Here is a 21,648-nt window from a genome sequence, read left to right as displayed (position 1 = left end):
TCCAATTATTTTAGTATCTAAAAAGGGCCCGGTCCTTGTAAGACCGGACCCTGATAGGTCTTTACGCGTTAACGCCTGTCGGCTTATGCTAACTCGCTGAAGTACTTGATGGTACGAACCATCTGAGAGGTGTAGCTGTTCTCGTTATCATACCAGGATACAACCTGTACCTGAGTATTGCCATCTTCCATAGGAGCAACCATGGTCTGAGTTGCATCGAAGATGGAACCGTAGGTGCTGCCTACGATATCGGAAGATACGATCTCATCGGTGTTGTAACCGAAGGACTCGGTAGAAGCAGCCTTCATTGCTGCGTTGATCTCTTCCTTGGTTACAGCGCCCTTAACTACTGCTACCAGAATGGTGGTAGAACCGGTAGGGGTCGGAACACGCTGAGCGGAGCCGATCAGCTTGCCGTTCAGTTCGGGAATTACCAGGCCGATTGCCTTAGCTGCACCGGTAGAGTTGGGAACGATGTTGCAAGCGCCTGCACGGCTTCTTCTCAGATCGCCCTTTCTCTGAGGTCCGTCAAGGATCATCTGGTCACCGGTATAAGCGTGAACAGTGGTCATGATACCGCTCATGATAGGTCTGCAATCGTTCAGAGCCTTAGCCATAGGTGCTAAGCAGTTGGTGGTGCAGGAAGCTGCGGAGATAACGGTATCTTCGGGCTTCAGGGTCTTGTGGTTAACATTGTATACGATGGTAGGAAGGTCGTTACCTGCGGGAGCAGAAATAACAACTTTACGAGCACCGGCAGTGATATGTGCGGAAGCCTTCTCCTTAGAGGTGTAGAATCCGGTACACTCCAGAACTACATCAACCTTTAATTCACCCCAAGGAAGCTTGCTTGCGTCAGCCTCTTTGTAGATGGTGATGGTCTTGCCGTTAACGGTGATGCTGTCCTCGCCAGCCTCAACGGTGCTTGCATACTTGTAAACACCCTGAGAAGAATCATACTTCAACAGATGTGCCAGCATCTTAGGGCTGGTTAAATCGTTGATTGCTACTACTTCATATCCTTCTGCATCGAACATCTGTCTGAATGCAAGACGACCAATACGGCCAAAACCATTAATTGCTACTCTTACTGCCATTTTAGTTTCCTCCTAAAATTTTAATTTTATATCTTTTGGCTTTCCGTTATTCACAGATTGTCAAAATTTTATCAGCAAAGACATTTTACCTAATTCCTGATTATAATTCAAGATGTAAATGAAAAATATTTGTGATTTTGTGGTAAATTTTACAGTTTGTTTAGAAATGCTATGGTTTTTCCCTTCATTTTTGCTATAATAGGTTCGTATTATGATAACCAGAAAGGATGAAAAATATGTCTATCAAAGCAGATTGTCATCTTCACTCTTCTTTTTCGGGAGATTCCCAGGCTCCCATGCCGGAGATGATCGATAAAGGTCTCGCTCTGGGACTGGAGACCATGTGTTTTACCGAGCATAACGATTTTGATTATCCCCGCACCGAGGAAGGACCGGGAACGATCTTTTTACTAAATACGGATTCCTATCTGTACGACGTGCTCCGCTGCCGCGCGAAATATGAAGGGAAAATGCGGATCCTCTTCGGCGTGGAGCTGGGATTGCAGCCTCATCTGACTGACCGCAACGAAGATTTTATTTCCGCCTATGATTTTGATTTCGTCATCGGCTCCACTCATCTCTGCAAAGGAATGGATCCCTATTATCCGGAATATTTCGAGAAATTCTCCTCCGAGGAAGAAGCCATCCGGGCTTATTTTGCAGAGACACTGGAGAATCTGAAATGCCATGACGATTATGATGTATTGGGACATCTGGACTATATCGTCCGTGTGGCTCCCACCAAGGACAAGAACTATTCCTATGACAAATATAAGGATGCCATTGATCCGATCCTGGAGCTTTTAGTGCAGCAGGGAAAAGGTCTGGAACTGAACACCGGAAGCTTCCGCTACGGTCTCAGACAGCCTCATCCCTGTACCGATGTTCTGCGCCGCTATCATGAGCTGGGCGGTGAGATCATCACCGTAGGAACCGATGCCCACAAACCTCAGGATGTGGGATCCTATCTGGATCTTGCCTCCGAGATCCTGCAGCTGTGCGGTTTCAAATATTACACAATCTACGAAAAGCGCAGCCCGGAATATCACAAGCTGTAATTTTCTTTATTCCCTATCCTCCAAGCTGAATGTGTTCCTTCATCAGCTCGCGAAGCAACGCATCCGCTGTCCATGAGACATTATACGGTGTCACAATCGCCTTCAGGGCAACCGGTGGTAAGCCGGTTGCCTTATATTCTGCCAGGAATGCATCCACCTGTTGCGAATCCATTCCGGAAAACACCAGCATTTCCATTGCAAAATCAGGACCGTTATATATTTTTCCATTCTTATGAAAACCGCTGATTTCCGCCAGTGTTCCGATCTTCTGTCCATAGTCCCTGCGGTTCACCGCCGTCACATCCACACCTATTTTCTCCGCTGCCACACGCACAGCCCGGTCTTTTTGTGTACTCACGCCAAACAATAATATTTTTGCCATTATATTTCCTCACAGTCCATCACCCGGAAGCCGTTCTTTTCCAGCAATTGTGCAAATACTCCCTGTCCGGGGATGAGTTTACCGGTAAAGTTTCCATCATAAATCTGCTTTACGCCGCAGCTGGGGCTTCGTGACTGTAAGATTGCCAGATCGATGCCATTCTCTTTGGCGATCCGCAGAGCCTCCTCTGCGCCTTCCCGAAACTGCCTGTCCACATTTATGCCTTTACAGTTTATGACCTCGCCGCTCACGATCTCCGACGGATCCCTCGGGGTCGGAAGTCCTCCCAGCACCTCAGGACATACCGGGATCACCTCATGCCCTTCCAGATATTTTGCCACACACTCGCTGTAATTATTTTTCCCGTTATATTTACAGTTTTCGCCCAGCAGACAAGCACTGACCAGTATTTTCATCGTAATCTCCAGCTTTCCGTTATGATGTCTGTTACAGCAACGGCGCGATCAGCCGCATGATACACTGCCAGCCTCTCACTGCCATATTTTTCCTTCCATCCCGGTATTTATCGGTGACTTCCTCACTATCCTGTATCAGCTTATCAAAATCCGCCTCAATATCCCGGATGGCATCACAGCCGTGCATCCACACACCGTTTTCAAAATGATGATACAGGCTCCGGTAATCCATATTGATGGTACCGACGGTCGCCGTATCCTCATCGCAGAGCATCTGCTTCGCATGCAGGAAACCCGGGGTATATTCATAAACCCGCACACCCTGGCGCACCAGTCCGGAATAATAGGATCTGGTCACACCGTAGATTACTTTTTTATCCGGAATACCGGGGGTAAATACCCGTACATCCACGCCACGTTTTGCCGCCAGTCCCAGCTCTCTCGTCATCTCATCACTGATGATCAGATAAGGAGTTGCCACATAGAGGCGTTTTTTCGCTGTCTTGATCAGGTTCAGGTAGACATTCTCTCCCACCGGCTCTCCGTCCAGAGGAGAATCCGCATAGGGCTGTACATAGCCGGACGCCTTCTGCACATTTCCGTCTTCCACACCTTCCTGCGACGCCTTCAGATACTTTTCATAATCCGTGTCCGCCTGTCCCATAACATTCCACATTTCCAAGAACATCATGGTAAAGTTCTGTACCGCTCTGCCGGTCAGCTTCACTCCAGTATCCTTCCAGTAACCGTAAGGATGCGTGATATTGAAATACTCGTCCGCCAGGTTATATCCACCGGTGAATCCTACTTTTCCGTCGATGACCATGATCTTACGATGGTCGCGGTTATTCATGAAAATATTTAAAAAGGGCACTACATAGTTAAATACCCGGCACTGTACACCGATGGCATTCATGCGGTCTATAAAGCTTTTATCCAAAAAGCCGATACAGCCCACATCGTCGTACAGAATACGGACTTCCACGCCCTCGGCAGCCTTTCTTGCCAATACATCCTTCAGCCGTGCAAAAGCCTCTGCCTCCTCTATGGCATGATATTCCAGGAATATAAAGTGCTTTGCCTTCTCCAGCTCCTTAAGCTGTTCCTCGTATCCCAGATAAGCTTCCGGATAGAATTTCACAGCTGTCGTGTCATACACCGGATAATTACCATACTTCCAGATATAATGGCATTGATTTGCCAGCAGAGGATCTTCCTGCTCCAGCTGCTGCAATATGGTCTCATCCTGCACATTCAGAGGAATCAGTTGTGCATCCACATCCTCAAATTTCCGGATGATTTTATGCATAGCCTCTTTATGTCCGAACAATCCGTAAATACACAGACCGAACACAGGAAATGCCAATATTACGATGATCCAGGGCATCTTAAATGCGGCATTGGTATGTTTCCCATAAATCCTGAGTGCCACCGCCAGCGCAAACAGGCTGGTCAGCAGAGAGATCACTGAAGAATACTGATACAGTTTGATCATTAATACCAGTATCCAGCCGATCTGTAAGAGCACAGCCAATGCTGCAAACGCAATTCTTCCTATACTGTTTTTCACATTCCCTTTTACTTCAGAACGCATCTGCTTTTTCTTACCCATAATGTCCTCTTTTCTCTTTCGTTCTGCCAGATCATAAGTAATCTCCCCCTTACAGGCTGCCTGCACTGCGCACAGACAGCCATGGGTATATTCTATGGTGCCAGGGTCAAAAGGTCTAAGCACACATGAGCTTGCTCATATGTGGGCGAAAGACCTTGGGACCCGCCCCGATATGAGCATAAAGTGGGATGATAATCCCACGATATGCGAATATTGGGGCGGATTGTGGGAGTGCGCAGCACGGAACAATCCGTAGGCATCAAAGTCGGGGACTTTTGCCCCCGACATCATTCTATAGGGGATTATTTTATGGTATAACATTTTTGCAAAAATCTCAATAGGTCAATGGACTACAACTGTCCTCTTTTGTCTGCCTAACCACAGTTTCTGTCACACAGTACCACCACTGTAGACGGCGTGGTCTGGGCAGGAATGCTTCTCGTGGAAGAGGAATAGATGACCACCAGATTATGGTTCGCGGGACTCGCCTGGAAATACTGGTTGTTCACGGTACGCACATCCACTGTGCCATCCAGATTCAGCTGCAATGTCTGCTCCTCATTGACCAGGGAATTGCTGTAGTAGCTCACATCCACATTCCGGTCGCTTCTCTCTTCAGCCACTACCACTGCCGTATACTGAGGCGGATAGATCAGGGGCATGGGCGCATCGTTGCGATACCAGAAGGTTGCCATCATTCCAACCGACAGTGTAGTGAAATCCACCACATACGTATCCGGGTTGATGAAAAAGTTCACCGTGTTGCCGTCCGTATCCTCGATTGTAGCGAACAAAAGGCATCCATCGGCTCTGCGGCCACCCTGTCCTGCCGGTACCAGATCCACAATGGTTCCCTTCATGGAGCCGAAACTGCTTCTTCTCATAGGTCTCTGAAATGAAAAACGATAATCCATAAACACTCCTGCTGTTGTTAAAAGCTTTCTACTATTATATGCACGTCGGTGCCACTGTTGTCATACGCCGTGATAAAAATGCAGGACCACTATTGTAACAATAGTGATCCCGATCTTTTCCGCTATACAAATCTTTGTATCCGTAGGACACAGAGACCTCCTCTTTGAGCGCTTTCCTACAGAATAATGGTTCCGCCGCCCAGTACATGCTCATCCTGATAAAATACCATGGCCTGCCCCGGTGTTGCGGCACGTACCGGTGCGTCAAAGGTACAGAGCACTTTACCGTCCGGCTGTTTTGTCAGAGTTCCGTATTCTCCCTTATGGTTGTAACGGATCTTCGCCAATACTCTGGTGGGCTCTGTCAGATCTTCCACTGTCATATAATTCACATGATCGCACAGCACTTTATCCGTAAAGAGTTCCTGATTGGAACCGATGACGACTTCATTGGTCTCGGGACGGATGGCGGTGACAAACACTCTTTCCCCCATAGGAAGTTCCAGTCCTCTGCGCTGTCCCAGTGTATAATGGGTAATGCCCTTATGCCGGCCTAAGATCCTGCCGTCCTCCGTGACAAAATTGCCCGGTCCCGGCACCTTTTCGCCGGCTTCTCTGTCAATAAAGGAAGCATAATCATTGTCCGGCACGAAACAGATCTCCTGACTGTCCGGCTTATGCGCCACCGGAAGTCCCGCCTCCTCTGCCAGGACGCGGATTTCATCCTTGGTATATTCACCCACCGGCATCAGGGTATGTGCCAGCTGCTCCTGGGTCAGATTGTACAACGCATAGGTCTGATCCTTGGCTGCGGTAACGGAATTACGGATGGCAAAACGGCCATTCGGCAGCCTGTCAATCCTCGCATAATGTCCCGTGGCAATATAATCCGCCCCGATCTCCAGGCTTCTCTGCAGCAGGGATTCCCACTTCACATAACGGTTGCAGGCAATACAGGGATTGGGGGTATGGCCTCTTAAATACTCTGCCACAAAATAGTCCATGACATGGCATTTGAATTCCTTCTTAAAGTTCATGACATAATAAGGAATCTCCAGTCTCTGTGCTACTCTTCTGGCATCATCCACCGCCGACAGTCCGCAGCAGCCGCCGTTGGCTTCCTTGGCTGCTTCCTCTTCGTCCTGCCAGATCTGCATAGTGACGCCGATCACGTCATAGCCCTGTTCCTTCAATAACATGGCTGCCACGGAGGAATCTACTCCCCCGGACATGCCTACTACTACTTTTTTCTTCATAGATCTTAATAATCTTCCTCTTCTTCGCCCTCACTGATGTCATTCTTGGGCTTCTGCAGTCCTTCGATGGTGATATGGTTCTTCTCTGCATAATCCCACAGTGCTGCATGAATCGCTTCCTCTGCAAGCAGTGAGCAGTGTACCTTTACGGGCGGCAGTCCGTCCAGAGCCTCCATTACAGCCTTGTTCGTTACCTGTAATGCTTCCTGAATGGTCTTACCCTTTACCAGTTCGGTAGCCATGGAGCTGGTAGCTACGGCAGCGCCGCAGCCGAAGGTCTTGAACTTTGCTTCCCGGATGATCCCGTTCTCGTCAATGTCCAGGAACATTCTCATAATATCTCCGCACTTTGCATTGCCCACGGTACCTACGCCGCTGGCATCCTCGATCTCCCCTACATTTCTGGGGTTCTGAAAGTGGTCCATTACTTTTTCACTGTACATGTATCTGTTATCCTCTTCTTTCTCACTTAGTTGTTCTTCTGGCTTTTCAGGAAATCTTCATATAAAGGAGACATATCCCGCAGTCTCTGTACAATTTTCTTCACTTCTTCCGCCACGATGTCCATCTCTTCCTTCGTGCTTTCCTCAGATAAGGTCAGACGCAAGGAGCCGTGTGCTTCCTCATGCTTTAAGCCGATAGCCAGCAGTACATGGGAAGGATCCAGAGATCCGGAAGTACATGCAGAACCGCTGGAAGCGCAAATACCCTTCATATCCAGCATGATCAACATGGATTCTCCTTCGATGAACAGGAAGGAGAAGTTGATATTGTTCGGAAGTCTCTTCGTGCGGTGACCGTTCAGCCAGCAGTGAGGGATCTCGTTCTCCAGACGTCCGATCAGATAATCCCGCAGTTCGATCTCCTTGCGAGTCTTGGTATCCATAATACGCATAGCGCGCTCTACAGCAGCACCCAGTCCCACGATACCAGGAATGTTCTCTGTACCGGCTCTGCGGCTTCTCTCCTGTGCTCCGCCGTGTACAAAGGAACGGATCTTCACACCCTTGCGGATATATAAGAAGCCGATACCCTTGGGCCCGTTTAATTTGTGGCCGCTGGCACTGAGCATGTCGATGTGCATTTCATCCACATTGATGGGAACCTGTGCATACGCCTGTACCGCATCGGTATGGAACAATACACCGTGCTCCTTCGCGATCTCACCGATCTCGGCAATGGGTTCGATGGTACCGATCTCGTTATTTGCAAACATTACACTGATCAGAATCGTGTCAGGGCGAATGGCTGCCTTCAACTCGTCCAGACTGATCAGTCCGTCTCTGTCCACATTCAGATAAGTGATCTCAAAGCCTCGCTTCTCCAGATACTCACAGGTATGAAGAATGGCATGATGCTCGATCTTCGTGGTAATGATATGTTTTCCCTTGGAAGCATAGGCTTCTGCGGTGGCTTTTAATGCCCAGTTGTCGGACTCAGAACCGCCGGCAGTAAAATAGATCTCTTCCGGCTTCGCACCCAGACTGTCTGCGATGGTCTGGCGGGCATGATCCATGGCCTTCTTGCTCTCGGCACCCAGACTGTAGATGGTGCTGGCATTGCCGTAGTATTCACTGAAGTACGGAAGCATCGCATCCACGACCTCCGGTGCCGTTTTGGTAGTTGCTGCATTATCTAAATATATCATACTGCCTCATTTCCGCATATTTTCATGCTTATTTCACTGTTATTCATGATAGCATTCACCGCGCAGTTCTGTCAACAAGGTGGATGGAATATACTTTTGCAAGATCTTTTATCTGCAAAGGATCCAACGAAAAGCTATGAAGCATGCCAAACGTCATCCTCTGATCTTCGGTACTCTGATTCTGACGATCACCGGTCTTATCACCCGCATCATCGGTTTTTTCTACCGGATCTACCTGTCCAGGCTCTTCGGAGAAGAAGGAATGGGGATCTATCAGCTGCTCAGTCCCGCACTGTCTCTCTCCTTTTCCCTGACAGCTGCCGGCTACCAGACCGCCATCTCCAAATTCGTTGCCGCCAATACTGCGGGGCGGCGTTCCGATGACCTGAAAACGCTGCTGACCGGGGCAAGCATCACGCTCCCTCTGTCCCTTGGAGTCAATGCTGTCCTGTTTCTCGCCGCAGAACCCATAGGAACCTTCCTGTTAAAAGAAGCCCGTACCATATCCATGCTGCGGATTCTGTCCTTCTCTATTCCTTTTGCCGCGCTGCATGCCTGCATCAACGGCTATTTCTATGGAAAAAAGAAAGCTTCCGTTCCTGCCCTCACGCAGCTTCTGGAGCAGCTGGCCAGAGTCGGCTGTGTCTTTCTCGTCACCGGAGCCGATCTGTCTGAGGGGCGCACCCCCTCCATCAATGCGGCCGTCTTAGGTCTGACCGTCGGCGAGCTTCTGTCCATGCTGATCGCTCTGATCTGCCTGTACATACACCTGTATCCGGATGCCTCTGTTCTTTCCCTGCAAAATATCTGTCCTTCTTCCGCGGTCTACCGGGATCTGTTGGGCATGGCACTGCCCCTGACCGCCAATCGTATCGTTCTGAATATTTTGCAGAGCATCGAAGCTGTCTCCATTCCCCAGAAGCTTCTGCTCTACGGTTATGATACCACCACAGCCTTAAGTGTATACGGCGTACTCACCGGTATGGCCATGCCCATGATCTTTTTTCCCAATGCTCTCACCGGTTCCGTGGCAGTCCTTCTCCTCCCCACCATCTCCGAAAATCATGCAAAAGGTGACCGGGAAGCCGTATGGAACGACACTCTGCGTACCGTAAAATACTGCAGTCTCATGGGCTTTCTTTGTCTGTGCGGTTTTCTTTTTCTGGGGGATTGGATGGGAACCGAATTGTTCCACAGTGAACTGGCCGGGCATTTCATCGTGACGCTGGGATTCATCTGTCCTTTTTTGTATCTGGATACCACGCTCTCTAGCATTTTGCAGGGGTTGGGAATGGCGGGGCGGATCTTTGTCTCCAACGTGGTCTGTCTTCTGATCCGGCTCCTGTTCGTATTTTTTGCCATTCCCGTGATCGGTATGCAGGGATATCTGTGGGGGATTCTGGTCAGCCAGCTGGTACTTGCCGGAATCTATTTTTTCTGTCTGTACCGTTTCTTCCGCCAAAACACAGTTTTCTGAATTTATCGCATAAAAATACCTCCCTGTCCAACTTATGCCGGGCAGACGGAGGTGTGCTATTCCGTAAATACAGAAGTCCTGTTCTGATTTTAATTGTGATTCTTATCGTTGAGAACACTCTTCAGCTCATCCATGAAGGTATTCACGTCCTTGAACTCCCGGTACACGGACGCAAATCTCACATAAGCAACCGCATCCAGATCCTTTAACTTATTCATCACAAGCTCACCGATGGTGCCGCTGGGGATCTCCCGTTCTTCCCTGTTGAAAATCTCGTTCTCCACCTCATCCACCAAAGTCGTGATCTGCTGTGCGCTGACCGGACGTTTATGACAGGCTCTGAGCACCCCTGCCTCGATCTTGGCACGGTCATAGGCCTCTCTGTTATTATCCTTTTTAATAATGATCAGCGGAATCGTCTCGATCTTCTCGTAAGTGGTGAATCGCTTACCGCATTCATCACATACACGACGGCGGCGAATGGAGTTGTTATCTTCCGCCGGTCTCGAATCGATGACTCTGGTATTTTCATGGCTACAGAACGGACATTTCATAGGCATCCTCCTTATAAAAACCACGTGTTATTTATGTTAAGATTATAGAAGATTCAGCAGTTAATGTCAACTAAAATTATGTCCGGTCCAATCTGTCTGATGTCCTTATACGGGATGACGATATTCGGCTCACAGCGCAGGAATCCCAGCCACTGGTTTCCACCCGGCACCATGATCTTACAGATACATCCGCTGCACTCATCGAACTCCAGATCACATACATGCCCCAGCTTTTTACAGTCTCTGACATTGATCACATCTTTGCATTTTAACTCGGAAAAAAGCATACTCTGCTCCTCCCGTTTTCTTTCTATTTATTATATGATACCTCTCCGCTTCCCGTTCGGGAAAAACTGGAAAATCTTTCTTGCCGGTATAGTCACTGACTCTCCTGTGAATACTGTAGTTATCAAAAATCAGCAACGATTCAGAAAACTTGGGAGGTCTCTATGGTACAGGGAAAAGTAGAAATCTGCGGTGTCAATACAGCAAAACTGCCTTTGCTAAAGGCAGCGGACAAGGAAGCTCTCTTCGCAAAGATCCGGGAGGGAGATACCGCCGCCAGAGAGACCTACATCGAAGGCAACCTGCGTCTGGTCCTGAGCGTGATCAAACGCTTTTCCGGCAGTGCGGAAAATGTGGACGATCTGTTCCAGATCGGCTGTATCGGTCTGATCAAGGCCATCGACAATTTTGATTCCACGCTGGGTGTAAAATTTTCCACCTACGCGGTTCCAATGATTATCGGTGAGATACGCAGATTTTTACGGGATAACAATAGTATCCGTGTTTCACGGTCTCTGAAGGACACCGCCTACAAGGCAATCTACGCCCGCGATACCCTGACCAGGAAAAATCTGAAGGAGCCCACCATGGAAGAGATTGCCGCAGAAGTAGGTATCTCCAAGGAGGACATCGTCTATGCCCTGGATGCCATGCAGAATCCCATGAGCCTCTACGAACCGGTCTACACCGACGGTGGTGACACCCTCTACGTCATGGACCAGATCAGTGACAAAAAAAATAAGGAAGAGACGTGGGTGGAACATCTCTCCCTCAGTGAGGCCATGAAACGTCTGAACGACAGAGAACGCCATATCATCTCCCTGCGCTTTTTCGAAGGAAAGACCCAGACCGAGGTGGCCGATATGATCGGCATCTCCCAGGCCCAGGTCTCCCGTCTGGAAAAAAATGCATTGAAAGCTATGCGGGGCTATCTTACCGCATAGACCTTGATCCTCGTATTCTCTGTAACGTATGATACACCAGCCAAAACATCCAGTATCCGATGACTCCTCCCAGCACATTGGTCAGGATATCATCGATCTGAAAATAACCTCTGCCGGTAATGAGCTGGAAAGTCTCCACTCCCAGGCTGGTCACAAAAGCCGCAAAGATGTTCCTGAAAAATCCCCTCAGCCAGGGAAATGCCCAGGGGCATGCAAAGCCATACGGGATGAAAAGCAGCACGTTTTCCACCACGAAGGCGTTATTTCTCGTATTGATCCCCCAGGTGGAGAAAAGCTCCAGATCCATGGCACGGTTCCGGCTGCCATCCTCTCTGGAGAAAAAAGTAATCACCAGTATGATCATAAGGTACAAAGAAAACACCATGAGACCTGCCATCGGAAAGGCTTCTTTTCCCTTCCGCTCCCTCCTGGCATTCATTGCATTCAGGATCAGTCCCATGACGGCACCGGCCATCACACCATAGGGCAGATATTGTATGGCACCGTTCAGATCCCTTATTATATATTTCCAAATCATTCTTTCTTCATCCTATATCTGTCTCTTAAAATTCCCGTTTTACATCTGGTAAGTGTCCCAGCGGGAAGGCGCCTCGTCCCATAGCTTTTTATTCTCAAATAATCTGTCGTTCATCCAGCCAACCGCGTCCACCACACCGTCCTCGTCAAAGGAAAAAAGGGCTCTCTGCTTCTTCTCCTCCGGTGTCTTAAAATAATTAAAGGGCTCCGGCCAGACCGTCACGAGAAGCTTTTTGCCGCCCTCCGGGTCCTCAGTCTGCTCCAGACGGTAACGCATCCCCTGGTGGCATCCGGTGAATTCCGTCTTTTTTAAATATTCCATTGATAATATATCATCACGCTGTATCATGTATTTGTCCTTTTTGGTTACTTCCGATTCCGTTACCTGAAAACTATCCTGTCTGTATTATATGGTTCACGAACTGCTCTGTTGCCACGCAGCTCCCACAATTCTGCACATGTTATATAGTATCATGTATCCGTCCCGAATGCAAAGTCAAATATGCAGGCTGATCTCCTTTTTCAGCTGCCGCATGATCTTTTTCTCCAGTCTTGAAATATAGGATTGTGAGATACCCAACAGATTGGCCACTTCCTTCTGGGTCATCTCCTGTCCGTCCACTGTCCCCAGTCCGAACCGAAGTCTGATGATGGTCTTCTCCCGCTTGGACAGCTTGCTCACGGCATTCATGAGAAGCTTCCGCTCCACCTCATTCTCTATACCGCGATAGATCACATCCTCATCCGTCCCCAGAATATCCGACAACAGCAGCTCGTTGCCGTCCCAGTCTACATTCAACGGCTCGTCAATCGAGACTTCCATTTTCGTCTTGTTATTCCGGCGCAGATACATCAGTATCTCATTTTCAATGCACCGGGAAGCATAGGTTGCCAGCTTGATATTCTTCTCCGGATTGAAGGTGTTGATAGACTTGATCAGTCCGATGGTGCCAATGGAGATCAGATCCTCCACCCCTACACCGGTGTTATCGAATTTTTTGGCTATGTAGACCACCAGACGCAGGTTATGTTCGATCAGGATGGCTTTCGCCTCATCCTCGTATTCCGTCCCCAGATCACCGATCACCTGATTCTCCTGCTCACTGGGCAGGGGCGGCGGCAGTACCTCCGCGCCACCGATATAGTGGACATCTCCTTTCCGGTGCAGCAGATAAGGCTCCCTGCGCATCATTTTAAACTGCATTTTTCCCGGTATTGCTATCTTTAAGACCATATTTACTCCTATCTGCCACATTGTGCCTTGCCGGATCGTCCGGCTCTTTTATTTTTTCCTTCTTCCTTCGTGCTTTGTTCGTCTCCTGCAACAGCGCAGGAGGTAACAGCATCGGGATCTCTTCTCCCGCGATCTCCTCACTCACTGCCAGGTATACATTTCTGTATTCTCGTTCCACACCCTGCTGTATGAGCGTCATCTGCGGCACCGGATATCCCTTAAGGATCCCGCTCTTTTTCCCTACACTGTGATAAGGAATCACCCGGAATCCAGACAGTCCCTCCGGCCACAGCCGATAAAATATCCGTGCGTCCAGCACCGATACCGGTGCTCCGCTGATAGGTTCGGTCAGGGTATTGCCGGAGTCTACCAATGCATGAATGCGCAACGGTCCCTCCGCTCCCTGTAACACAACCTCACAATAGCAGGCTTGTTCCGCTTCCTTTTTGCGCCCCCGCACAAGTATCCAGCCGGAGAATGCTCCGACTCCCAGGGTCATACCGATCCCAGGCAGATAATTTCTTCCCATTGGGAATCCCCGAAGCAGTGCCGCCAGAATGCCTCCGATCAGGAAGGTGGACAGCATCAGTTTTCGGAAATAGTTCCACAACGTCCCAAGGCTGCGAATGTGAAATGTCACATACAGCATAAGTATTGTCCCCGGCAGAAAACAAAGCAACAGCTTCCCGGCGGCTGTTCCTTTCCATAAAAAAGGAAACAGATACCAGGCCGCTCCGACCACGGCTCCCGCAAGCAGCCGGTACCACGTGGCAGTGTGGCCCATGCTGTGATCCACCAGGCAAAGCAGCAGCAGATTCATCCCGAAATTGAGGAGGAACAGACTGTCTAAGTAGAGTTCATAATGCATCGCACCCCTCCTTCAGAAACATTATAAAGGGTGGCATCAGCGGATTTTGTCAAATTTTCATCCGCCGGAACCTTTTTCTTTCCATCGTTTTCGACATCGTCCCTGGGGAAGTCTGCGACCGCCATCACTCCCCGGACTCCGCTGTCTCCTCCGGCTCTTCGGTCTTCTCCAGTCCCAGATAGGGCAGAATATTTTCGTACAGCTGCCTTATGATCGGTGCTGCCACCTGCCCCCCGTAGTAGATGCCCTGGGGATTATTGATAATAGCAATGGCGATGACCTGGGGATCATCCGCCGGAGCGAAGCCGATAAAGGAAGATATGTAACGTCCGCTTCCTCTGGGCAGGGTCTGGCTGGTTGCAGTCTTGCCGCCGACGCGGAAGCCCTGTACCTGACCGTTTCTGCCGGAGCCTTCCGCCACTACCATTTCCAGAATGTAGCGCATGGTGGCCGAAGTCTCCTCCGAGACGATCCCCGTCTGCACCGGATAGGAAAAGGTCTCTTCCACCTCCCCGTCCCGATCCAACGCCTCGATGCCGAAATGCGGGGTGATCCGGTTGCCGCCGTTGATAATGGAGGACGCCGTGGTCAGCAGCTGGATTGCTGTGATCTGGAAAGACTGCCCGAAAGCCACGGTAGCCAGCTCCACATTTCCCATATCCTCTTTTTTATGCATGATAGTCCCAGCTTCTCCCGGCAGGTCGATGCCGGTGCGCTGTTTTAGGCCGAACTGTTCAAAATAATGGTAGTAATTGTCCACACCGAGCCGCAGGCCTACGGAAATCAATGCCGGGTTACAACTGTTCTCCATGCACTGTACAAAAGTCTGGCCGCCATGTCCGGCAATCTTGTGGCAGCGGATCTTACGGTCATCCACGATGATAAATCCGGGGCAGGAAAAGGTGCTTTCCGGGGTCACCACTCCCGCCTCCAGTCCCGCAGCGGCCGTGATGATCTTGAAGGTGGATCCCGGTTCGTAGGTGTCGTTGATACAGCCGTTTCGCCACATGGCATTCAGCTTTTCCTGTTTCTGTTCCGCCGTCAGTGTGGCCGGGTCCACCGCCACAATGCTGCCGTCCTCCTTCACTTCCGTCAGCTCCGGTAAGGTATAAGGGTCATTCAAATCAAACTCCGGATAATTCACCATAGCCAGGATCTCGCCGTTCTGCGGATTCATAGCCACTATATAAACACTGTCCGCCTCCTTGGTGGCACAGGCCTGCGCCGCCAGCTGTGTAGCATACTCCTGGATGTTCCGGTCGATGCTGATACGAAGATCCATGCCCGGCACCGGTTCCACCCGACGCTCCCCTGCCGTATCCACCTCGATCCCCTTGGCGTCCGTGATCGTCAGGATCATTCCCGGATCCCCCTGCAGGATCTCTTCATATACCACTTCCAGTCCGATGATTCCCTGATTGTCTCCTCCGGTAAAACCCAGCACCTTGCTGGCCAGATCCCCGTAAGGATAATATCTCTTGTAATCTTCGTCCACTTTTACCCCGGCCAGATCATATTCCCGGATCCGGTCTCCCACGGTCTTATCCACGTTGCTTTTCACCCGCTCGATGGAGGAATATTTCTCCACCCGCTTTCTGGCCTCTTCCTCGGAGATTCCCAGTTCCTTCACCAGTATGGCGATCACCTGCTCCGGCTCCTCGATCTGATTGTGGATCACCGATACCGTACAGACCATCTTGTTGTCCGCCAGCACGACCCCGTTGCGATCCAGAATCCGTCCTCTCGCCGCCTTGATGCTGCGCTCTCTTTCGTGCAGCCTTGTGGCCGCTTCCTCATAATATTCCGCCCGCCATACCATCAGATACAATAGTCTTCCCAACAGTCCGCAGAGCACTGCCGCACATACGAAAAATATGGTCATGATCTTCTTCCGATGAAAGAAACGATTCTGATGATCTGCCATAAAAAAACCTCACAACAAGAGCTTTTTACATTTTATTGCTCTTGCTGTGAGGCTATTCGTCAGATTACCTTACTATTCATTCTGCTGGTTCAGCAGATTATTGTTGACCGGGCTGTCCCCCAGGGAATCATCGCCGCCGACATCCGCTCCCGTAACAGGATCGATCAGTCCACCGTCAATCGGGCTTACCAGATAACCGGTGGCCGGATCCACCGGATAATTTCTCCAATCCTCGGAAGGCGTTGTATTATCACCGCCCTGAGCGTCGCCGGTTCCATCTCCACTGCCCGTCTGATCGTCTCCGGTCTGTCCATCACCGGTTCCGTCACCGTTATTCTGATCTTCACCGTCCTCGGGCTTCTGGGTATACTGATTGGTGATCTCGATCTGTTTTTCTGCCAGCTCCTGGATCTCCTTCTCAGACAGCTCCTCCGTCATGAAAATATTCAGGTACGGCAATACTTCCGTCAGAACATTTCGTACAATACCGGTTGCGAACTTCGCATCATCCTGCGGTGATGCATTGGCACGATCTACGACCACATAGATAGCAATCTGGGGATCATCCGCCGGTGCATATCCCATAAAGGATACGACATACTCACCGTTTTTACGGGGAATGGTCTCTGCGGTACCGGTCTTGCCACCGATGGCATAACCTGCAGGTCTTGCGGTTCTACCGGTTCTGCGGTCACCACCCTCTTCCATTACGGTAGCCCGGCAGTACTGTCTGATCTTCGCCGAGGTACTCTCAGAAATGGTCTGCCGTAACACTCTGGGCTCAATGTTTTGTACCGTAGCTCCACTGGAATTGGTGATCTTATCCACCATATGAGGCTCATAATAGTAACCGCCGTTGATCAGGGAACAGAATCCCGTGATCATCTGGATCATTGTTACATTAAAGTTCTGTCCGAAACTGTTGGTAGCCAGATCGGCACTGCCCATCTGATCCACCGGGAACAGGAGGCTTGCCGTTCTCGCTTCTCCTGCCAGATCCACGTTAGTCTTTAATCCAAAGTTAAAGGTTTGCTGAAATTTGGCAAACTCTTCTTTTCCCAAAGTAGCTGCAATCTTCATCAGCGCCACGTTGCAGGACCAGGCAATGGAATCCTGTACGGATACATCTCCTTCACCGCCGGAACGGTAGCTGTGACACTTGATCGTATGTCCGCCGACTTCCAGAGATCCGTTACACTGATAGTGCTCGTTGCCGGTGATAGCACCGCTCTCCAGTGCTGCCGCCACAGTAAACGGTTTTGCTGTGGAACCCGGCTCGTAAGTAGTGGAGATACAATAATTCTTCCACAGGTAATTCAGGTTGTCCAGCAATTCGTCATCCGTTAAGGCAGCAATGTCTTCCTGCGTAAAATAGGTATCTGTCTTGGTCAGAACATCATAACCGTTGGCATTGGTCACCATCTCGATCTTACGGGATCCCAAAAGGGCGTCCGTATTCCTGGTATCGTTCAGGTCATAGGTCGGATAACTTGCCATGGCCAGAATATTACCGGTATTAACCTCCATAATGATGCAGCCCACATTTTCCGCACCGTTACCGGGATGTACCGCATCCTTATGTTCCTCGTTAAACTGCTTCAGATATTTCTCCACAATACCCTGGATATTGGCATCAATGGTACTGTGTATCGTATTGCCGTCCACGGCCGGTTTGATGGTCCGCTCCAGGTTGGCATCATCATTCAGATATCCATACTCTCTTCCGGTGGTTCCGTTCAGCACATCATTGTAATACTCTTCCAGTCCGTACTGTCCTTCGTTGTCCGATCTGGAGAATCCGATCACGTCCGCCGCCAGGGAACCATTGGGATAGACTCTCTTGTATTCTTCCTGGAACCAGACGCCCTTGATCTTGCTGTCCTCCAGTGCTGCCGCCTGAAAACCGCTGATCTGATCATAGGTCAGCCTTCTGAGAGGGACATACCAGGAAGAATCCGGATGACTGATCACATACTGTCTCACTGCCGTCATATCCAGATCCGGGAAATTTGCGGACAGCGCCTCCATCGTCGGTTCCAGATAAGTCTCACGGCTTAACATTACATAGGAATCAATGACCAGATTATATACCTTCTCGCTGACTGCCAGTTTTGTTCCCTTGGTATCCACGATGTCTCCACGGCGGAACGGCAATGTCACGGAGTCGTATTTCTGCTGTGACAAAACCTGTTTTTCGTAGGTTGCTCCATCCGCTTTCACAATCCAGGACAGACGGACAGACAGCAGAATAAATGCCAGTATGATCAGGGCATACAGGCATAAAAGTTTTTTCTGCATCTTTATGGAAAATTTCTTAGGCTTCTGTTCCTTCACGCTTTCTGCCTCCCAGACTTAGTTCTGGCTGGTATCCGCCTGACGCATATAGTCGTTGCTGCTGTTTGCGTAGGTGATTACCTGTCCTTCGGCAGCATAGGTCATTCCAAGTTCGCCGATGGCAATTCTCTTGACTTCTTCCAGATTGATATTGCTGGTAATCCGGCTGTACTCTTCATCGTTTGACAGCTTCAGAGAGTTCAGTTCACTCTCCATTCTGGACACCTCAGTGATCTTGGTGGTCAACTCCGACTGCATCTGGATATAATTTACCAGACAGAAGGCACAGGCAATCAATGCTCCCATCAGAAAGGTGACGTAGCCGATGCTCATATGTCTTGCTTTTTCTCTGTTTTTTCTCGTCTCATGAGACATCTGTCTCCGGGGCTCCTCCATCTGCCTGCGGATCTGTAAGTCTCTTGCTGTATTATCATATATGTAAGGAGTATTGCTTACTCTTCTTCTCTGTGCCATACTCTTTCTCCCCACTTTCACTACTAAAGTCTTTTATTTTTTCTCAAATACCCTGAGCTTTGCACTCTTGGATCTGCTGTTTACTTCCAGTTCTTCCACACTGGGAAGAATGGGTTTTCTGGTGATCACCTTTCCCTTGGAGACCTTACCGCATACGCACACCGGAAATTCCGGCGGACAGGTGCAGGGATTCTCATTCCTGCGGAATGCGTTCTTCACGATCCGGTCCTCCAGGGAATGGAAGGTAATAATGCAGAACCTTCCGCCGGGATTCAACAGATCGATCAGCTCGTCCAGCGCCTTTTTCAGTACTTCCAGTTCCTGATTACATTCGATACGGATTGCCTGGAAAGTCTGCTTCGAAGGATGTCCGTTCTGTCGCATCTTTGCCGGGACTGCGGCTTTGATGATCTCATTTAATTCAAAGGTGGTCTCAATGGGCTTGTCTGCCCTGTTTTTCACAATGTGTTTCGCTATATTCTTGGCAAAAGGATCTTCACCGTAATCCCGGATGATGTGATACAGTTCCATCTCGGAATAATTGTTGACGATATCTCTCGCTGTCAGGGTCTGCCTGCGATCCATCCGCATGTCAAGAGGGGCATCAAACCGATAGGAAAATCCTCGGTCTTCGGTATCCAGCTGATAGGAAGATACTCCCAGATCCAGCACGATCCCGTCCACGCCGGTGACACCATATTCTCTGAGGGCCTCCACTGCATTCACATAATTGTTGCGGATCACGGTCACTTTATCTCCAAACGGCTGCAATCTTGCGGATGCTGCCGCGATTGCTGCATCATCCTGATCAATGCCGTAGAAATGTCCGTTTTTCAGGCGGCTGCATACTTCGTAGGCATGTCCTCCTCCACCTAAAGTTCCGTCCACATAGATGCCGTCCGGGTTAATATTCAGTTGTTCAATGGTCTCATGCAACATCACAGAATAATGATTGAATTCCACGACGGTCATCCTTTCTCGGTCACGTTTTTCACCCGTTAAATGGTCAGTCCCAGTCCTTCCATGGCACTGGTGATCTCATCCATATCGGCATCGGAGTTCATGTTCTCCCACTTATCCTTGCTCCAGATCTCCACACGGCTGCCGACGCCGACCAGTACCACGTCCTTTTCCAGTCCAGCGAATTCTCGCAAGTGTGCCGGCAACAGGATTCTTCCCTGCTTGTCCACTTCTACCGTAGCTGCACCGGCCAGGAAGAAACGGGCAAATTGTCTTGCTTCTTTATTGATCAGAGGTAATGAGGTCAGCTTCTGTTCAAAAGCATTCCAGTCATCGTTGGCATACACAAATAAGCAGCCATCCATTCCCTTGGAAATCACAAATTCCTCTCCTAAGACTTCTCGGAATTTCGCCGGAATGATCAACCTGCCTTTCGTATCTAACGTATGGTTGTACTCGCTCATAAACATCGCACTCACCACCATTCATCCAAAATGGGACTGCCACGAAAAGGAGGTCATTTTTCTAAAAATCTACCACTTTGTGGCACTTACCTCCACTTTCTCCCACTTTTATTATGATTTTATACTAAAATAGGGTATTTTACAAGAGAAATCAAGTGGCTTTTTTCGACAGCACCACGCAAAAAAGCGCCTTGTCATACGGCAAAGGCGCTTTTTACTACAATATCTGGTATAAAAATAAGAGCAAACACAATATCTATGTATTTGCTCCTGTTTCGATATTCTTAATAAATTTTTAAAAATTTTTAATATTTTTCCACTTTCGGCTGTTTTTCCAGGCGGATACGTACCACAACGTCCGTCACCACTGCGAAGATCACCATGCACAAGGATAATACCTGTGATACGGCGAGGGTCGTTCCGGGGATAAACAGGGTATCTGTCCGGATACCTTCGATCCAGAATCTGCCAAGACCATAGCCTCCGAAGTACAGCAGACAGATCTCACCCTCGAACTTTTTGTGCTTGCGGTACACCAGCATAAGGATCAGGATCATCAGATTCCACAGGCTCTCGTAGAGGAAAGTGGGATGTACCTGAATGTAATTGGTCCCATCGATAATGTGAGCTGCTACATTCTCAGAAATATCCCGGCTGCGCACAGCTTCGATAGGAAGCCGCATGGCCAGAAAACTGTCCGTATATTCCCCGAATACTTCACGGTTCATAAAGTTACCCCAGCGGCCGATGATCTGTCCCAGGATCAACCCCGGCACACACAGATCTCCCAGCCGGAACGGGTTGATCTTCTTGATCCTGCAATAAATGAGCAGTGTCAGGAATGCTCCGATCACACCGCCGTAGATCGCCATACCGCCGTTACGGGTATTGAAGATGCTTAACAGATTGTCCTTGTAATAGTCCCAGGCAAAGACCACGTAATAGATTCTGGCTCCGATCACGGAAAAGATCACGGCATAAATGGCGAAATCCCAGATCGTATCCGGATTTTCTCCTGTCACCTTTGCCTGATGCACCGCCATCAGAATGCCTGCCAGTACCCCGATTCCGATGATCAGGCCGTAAAAGGCGATTTCGAAACCGAATACGGAAAAGCTTCTGGGAACATTCTCCAGGTAAATGCCTAAATGGGGAAATGCAATATCTCCTGCATTCATCATAATATTTATTTCCTTTCTTGGTACTATCC

General features: G+C 49.4%; 23 protein-coding genes. 3 read left to right on the top strand and 20 right to left on the bottom strand.

From position 1 onward, the window contains the following. Positions 1-83: 83 nt before the first annotated feature. A complete protein-coding gene (gene gap / locus ACLTOH_RS00715; RefSeq protein ID WP_022154143.1) occupies positions 84-1,097 on the bottom strand; it encodes a type I glyceraldehyde-3-phosphate dehydrogenase in 1,014 nt (337 codons plus the stop codon). Between the two features lie 236 nt (positions 1,098-1,333). Here gap and ACLTOH_RS00710 point away from each other — a divergent pair, with 236 nt between their 5' ends. Further along, on the top strand, positions 1,334-2,155 hold the full coding sequence (locus tag ACLTOH_RS00710; RefSeq protein ID WP_412223100.1) for a histidinol-phosphatase HisJ family protein: 822 nt from the start codon (positions 1,334-1,336) through the stop codon (positions 2,153-2,155). A gap of 13 nt (positions 2,156-2,168) precedes the next feature. On the opposite strand, the gene ACLTOH_RS00705 is transcribed toward ACLTOH_RS00710, so the two are convergent. From ACLTOH_RS00705 to nifS, 7 genes are all read right to left on the bottom strand, one after another. Beyond that, positions 2,169-2,537, bottom strand: coding sequence for a DUF3783 domain-containing protein (locus tag ACLTOH_RS00705; RefSeq protein WP_022154145.1), 369 nt, complete (start codon positions 2,535-2,537; stop codon positions 2,169-2,171). Further along, on the bottom strand, positions 2,537-2,953 hold the full coding sequence (locus ACLTOH_RS00700) for a DUF523 domain-containing protein (protein ID WP_412223098.1): 417 nt from the start codon (positions 2,951-2,953) through the stop codon (positions 2,537-2,539). Before ACLTOH_RS00700 ends, ACLTOH_RS00705 begins: the two co-directional genes overlap by 1 nt. A gap of 31 nt (positions 2,954-2,984) precedes the next feature. Beyond that, positions 2,985-4,565, bottom strand: a complete 1,581-nt coding sequence (gene cls, locus ACLTOH_RS00695; RefSeq protein WP_412223127.1) for a cardiolipin synthase — start codon at positions 4,563-4,565, stop codon at positions 2,985-2,987. Between the two features lie 374 nt (positions 4,566-4,939). Next, positions 4,940-5,479, bottom strand: coding sequence for a hypothetical protein (locus tag ACLTOH_RS00690; RefSeq protein WP_022313479.1), 540 nt, complete (start codon positions 5,477-5,479; stop codon positions 4,940-4,942). Positions 5,480-5,655: 176 nt separating this feature from the next. Beyond that, positions 5,656-6,735: a tRNA 2-thiouridine(34) synthase MnmA gene (gene mnmA / locus ACLTOH_RS00685; protein ID WP_022313478.1), complete on the bottom strand. Its 1,080-nt coding sequence runs from the start codon at positions 6,733-6,735 to the stop codon at positions 5,656-5,658. A 5-nt stretch (positions 6,736-6,740) separates the two neighbouring features. Beyond that, complete coding sequence (nifU, locus tag ACLTOH_RS00680) at positions 6,741-7,178, bottom strand: Fe-S cluster assembly scaffold protein NifU (protein ID WP_022154150.1); 438 nt, start codon at positions 7,176-7,178, stop codon at positions 6,741-6,743. Between the two features lie 26 nt (positions 7,179-7,204). Beyond that, entirely contained in the window at positions 7,205-8,383 is a 1,179-nt protein-coding gene (gene nifS / locus ACLTOH_RS00675; RefSeq protein WP_022313477.1) for a cysteine desulfurase NifS, read from the bottom strand. A gap of 136 nt (positions 8,384-8,519) precedes the next feature. On the opposite strand from nifS, the gene ACLTOH_RS00670 reads away from it, so the two are divergent. Beyond that, the gene (locus ACLTOH_RS00670) at positions 8,520-9,860 is read left to right on the top strand and encodes an oligosaccharide flippase family protein (protein WP_412223096.1); all 1,341 of its coding nucleotides are present in this window, start codon (positions 8,520-8,522) and stop codon (positions 9,858-9,860) included. Positions 9,861-9,949: 89 nt separating this feature from the next. On the opposite strand, the gene nrdR is transcribed toward ACLTOH_RS00670, so the two are convergent. Both nrdR and ACLTOH_RS00660 read right to left on the bottom strand, forming a co-directional pair. Continuing rightward, on the bottom strand, positions 9,950-10,414 hold the full coding sequence (nrdR, locus tag ACLTOH_RS00665) for a transcriptional regulator NrdR (RefSeq protein WP_022313475.1): 465 nt from the start codon (positions 10,412-10,414) through the stop codon (positions 9,950-9,952). 53 nt (positions 10,415-10,467) lie between these two features. Continuing rightward, positions 10,468-10,701: a YlmC/YmxH family sporulation protein gene (locus ACLTOH_RS00660; RefSeq protein WP_118546063.1), complete on the bottom strand. Its 234-nt coding sequence runs from the start codon at positions 10,699-10,701 to the stop codon at positions 10,468-10,470. A 162-nt stretch (positions 10,702-10,863) separates the two neighbouring features. Between ACLTOH_RS00660 and sigG the strand changes: the two genes are divergently transcribed. Next, positions 10,864-11,643 (top strand): RNA polymerase sporulation sigma factor SigG, encoded by a 780-nt coding sequence (sigG, locus tag ACLTOH_RS00655; protein ID WP_118502548.1) that lies wholly within the window; start codon positions 10,864-10,866, stop codon positions 11,641-11,643. Here the strand turns inward: sigG and ACLTOH_RS00650 are convergent. From ACLTOH_RS00650 to lgt, 10 genes are all read right to left on the bottom strand, one after another. Further along, on the bottom strand, positions 11,633-12,181 hold the full coding sequence (locus ACLTOH_RS00650) for a VanZ family protein (RefSeq protein ID WP_412223094.1): 549 nt from the start codon (positions 12,179-12,181) through the stop codon (positions 11,633-11,635). The two genes, sigG and ACLTOH_RS00650, sit on opposite strands and share 11 nt — an antisense overlap. A 39-nt stretch (positions 12,182-12,220) precedes the next feature. Then, a complete protein-coding gene (locus tag ACLTOH_RS00645) occupies positions 12,221-12,529 on the bottom strand; it encodes a hypothetical protein (protein ID WP_412223093.1) in 309 nt (102 codons plus the stop codon). A gap of 147 nt (positions 12,530-12,676) precedes the next feature. Next, positions 12,677-13,414 carry an RNA polymerase sporulation sigma factor SigE gene (gene sigE, locus ACLTOH_RS00640; RefSeq protein ID WP_337417477.1) on the bottom strand — a complete coding sequence of 246 codons (738 nt, stop codon included), beginning with the start codon at positions 13,412-13,414 and terminating at the stop codon, positions 12,677-12,679. Next, positions 13,374-14,282, bottom strand: coding sequence for a sigma-E processing peptidase SpoIIGA (locus ACLTOH_RS00635; protein WP_412223091.1), 909 nt, complete (start codon positions 14,280-14,282; stop codon positions 13,374-13,376). The genes sigE and ACLTOH_RS00635 overlap by 41 nt, the downstream gene beginning before the upstream one ends. A gap of 124 nt (positions 14,283-14,406) precedes the next feature. Further along, positions 14,407-16,206, bottom strand: coding sequence for a peptidoglycan D,D-transpeptidase FtsI family protein (locus ACLTOH_RS00630; RefSeq protein ID WP_412223089.1), 1,800 nt, complete (start codon positions 16,204-16,206; stop codon positions 14,407-14,409). Positions 16,207-16,278: 72 nt separating this feature from the next. Further along, on the bottom strand, positions 16,279-18,540 hold the full coding sequence (locus tag ACLTOH_RS00625; RefSeq protein ID WP_337536575.1) for a penicillin-binding protein 2: 2,262 nt from the start codon (positions 18,538-18,540) through the stop codon (positions 16,279-16,281). Positions 18,541-18,558: 18 nt separating this feature from the next. Further along, positions 18,559-19,014: a cell division protein FtsL gene (locus tag ACLTOH_RS00620; protein ID WP_117464753.1), complete on the bottom strand. Its 456-nt coding sequence runs from the start codon at positions 19,012-19,014 to the stop codon at positions 18,559-18,561. Positions 19,015-19,047: 33 nt separating this feature from the next. Next, positions 19,048-19,977: a 16S rRNA (cytosine(1402)-N(4))-methyltransferase RsmH gene (gene rsmH, locus ACLTOH_RS00615; protein WP_117464807.1), complete on the bottom strand. Its 930-nt coding sequence runs from the start codon at positions 19,975-19,977 to the stop codon at positions 19,048-19,050. Between the two features lie 35 nt (positions 19,978-20,012). Beyond that, the gene (gene mraZ, locus ACLTOH_RS00610) at positions 20,013-20,444 is read right to left on the bottom strand and encodes a division/cell wall cluster transcriptional repressor MraZ (protein WP_178047695.1); all 432 of its coding nucleotides are present in this window, start codon (positions 20,442-20,444) and stop codon (positions 20,013-20,015) included. 299 nt (positions 20,445-20,743) lie between these two features. Then, positions 20,744-21,619 carry a prolipoprotein diacylglyceryl transferase gene (gene lgt / locus ACLTOH_RS00605; RefSeq protein WP_118668725.1) on the bottom strand — a complete coding sequence of 292 codons (876 nt, stop codon included), beginning with the start codon at positions 21,617-21,619 and terminating at the stop codon, positions 20,744-20,746. Positions 21,620-21,648: the final 29 nt, after the last annotated feature.

The sequence above is a fragment of the Waltera sp. genome (assembly GCF_046969025.1).
Classification (GTDB): Bacteria; Bacillota; Clostridia; order Lachnospirales; family Lachnospiraceae; genus Acetatifactor; species Acetatifactor acetigignens.
This window is presented reverse-complemented; position numbering and strand designations above follow the sequence as displayed.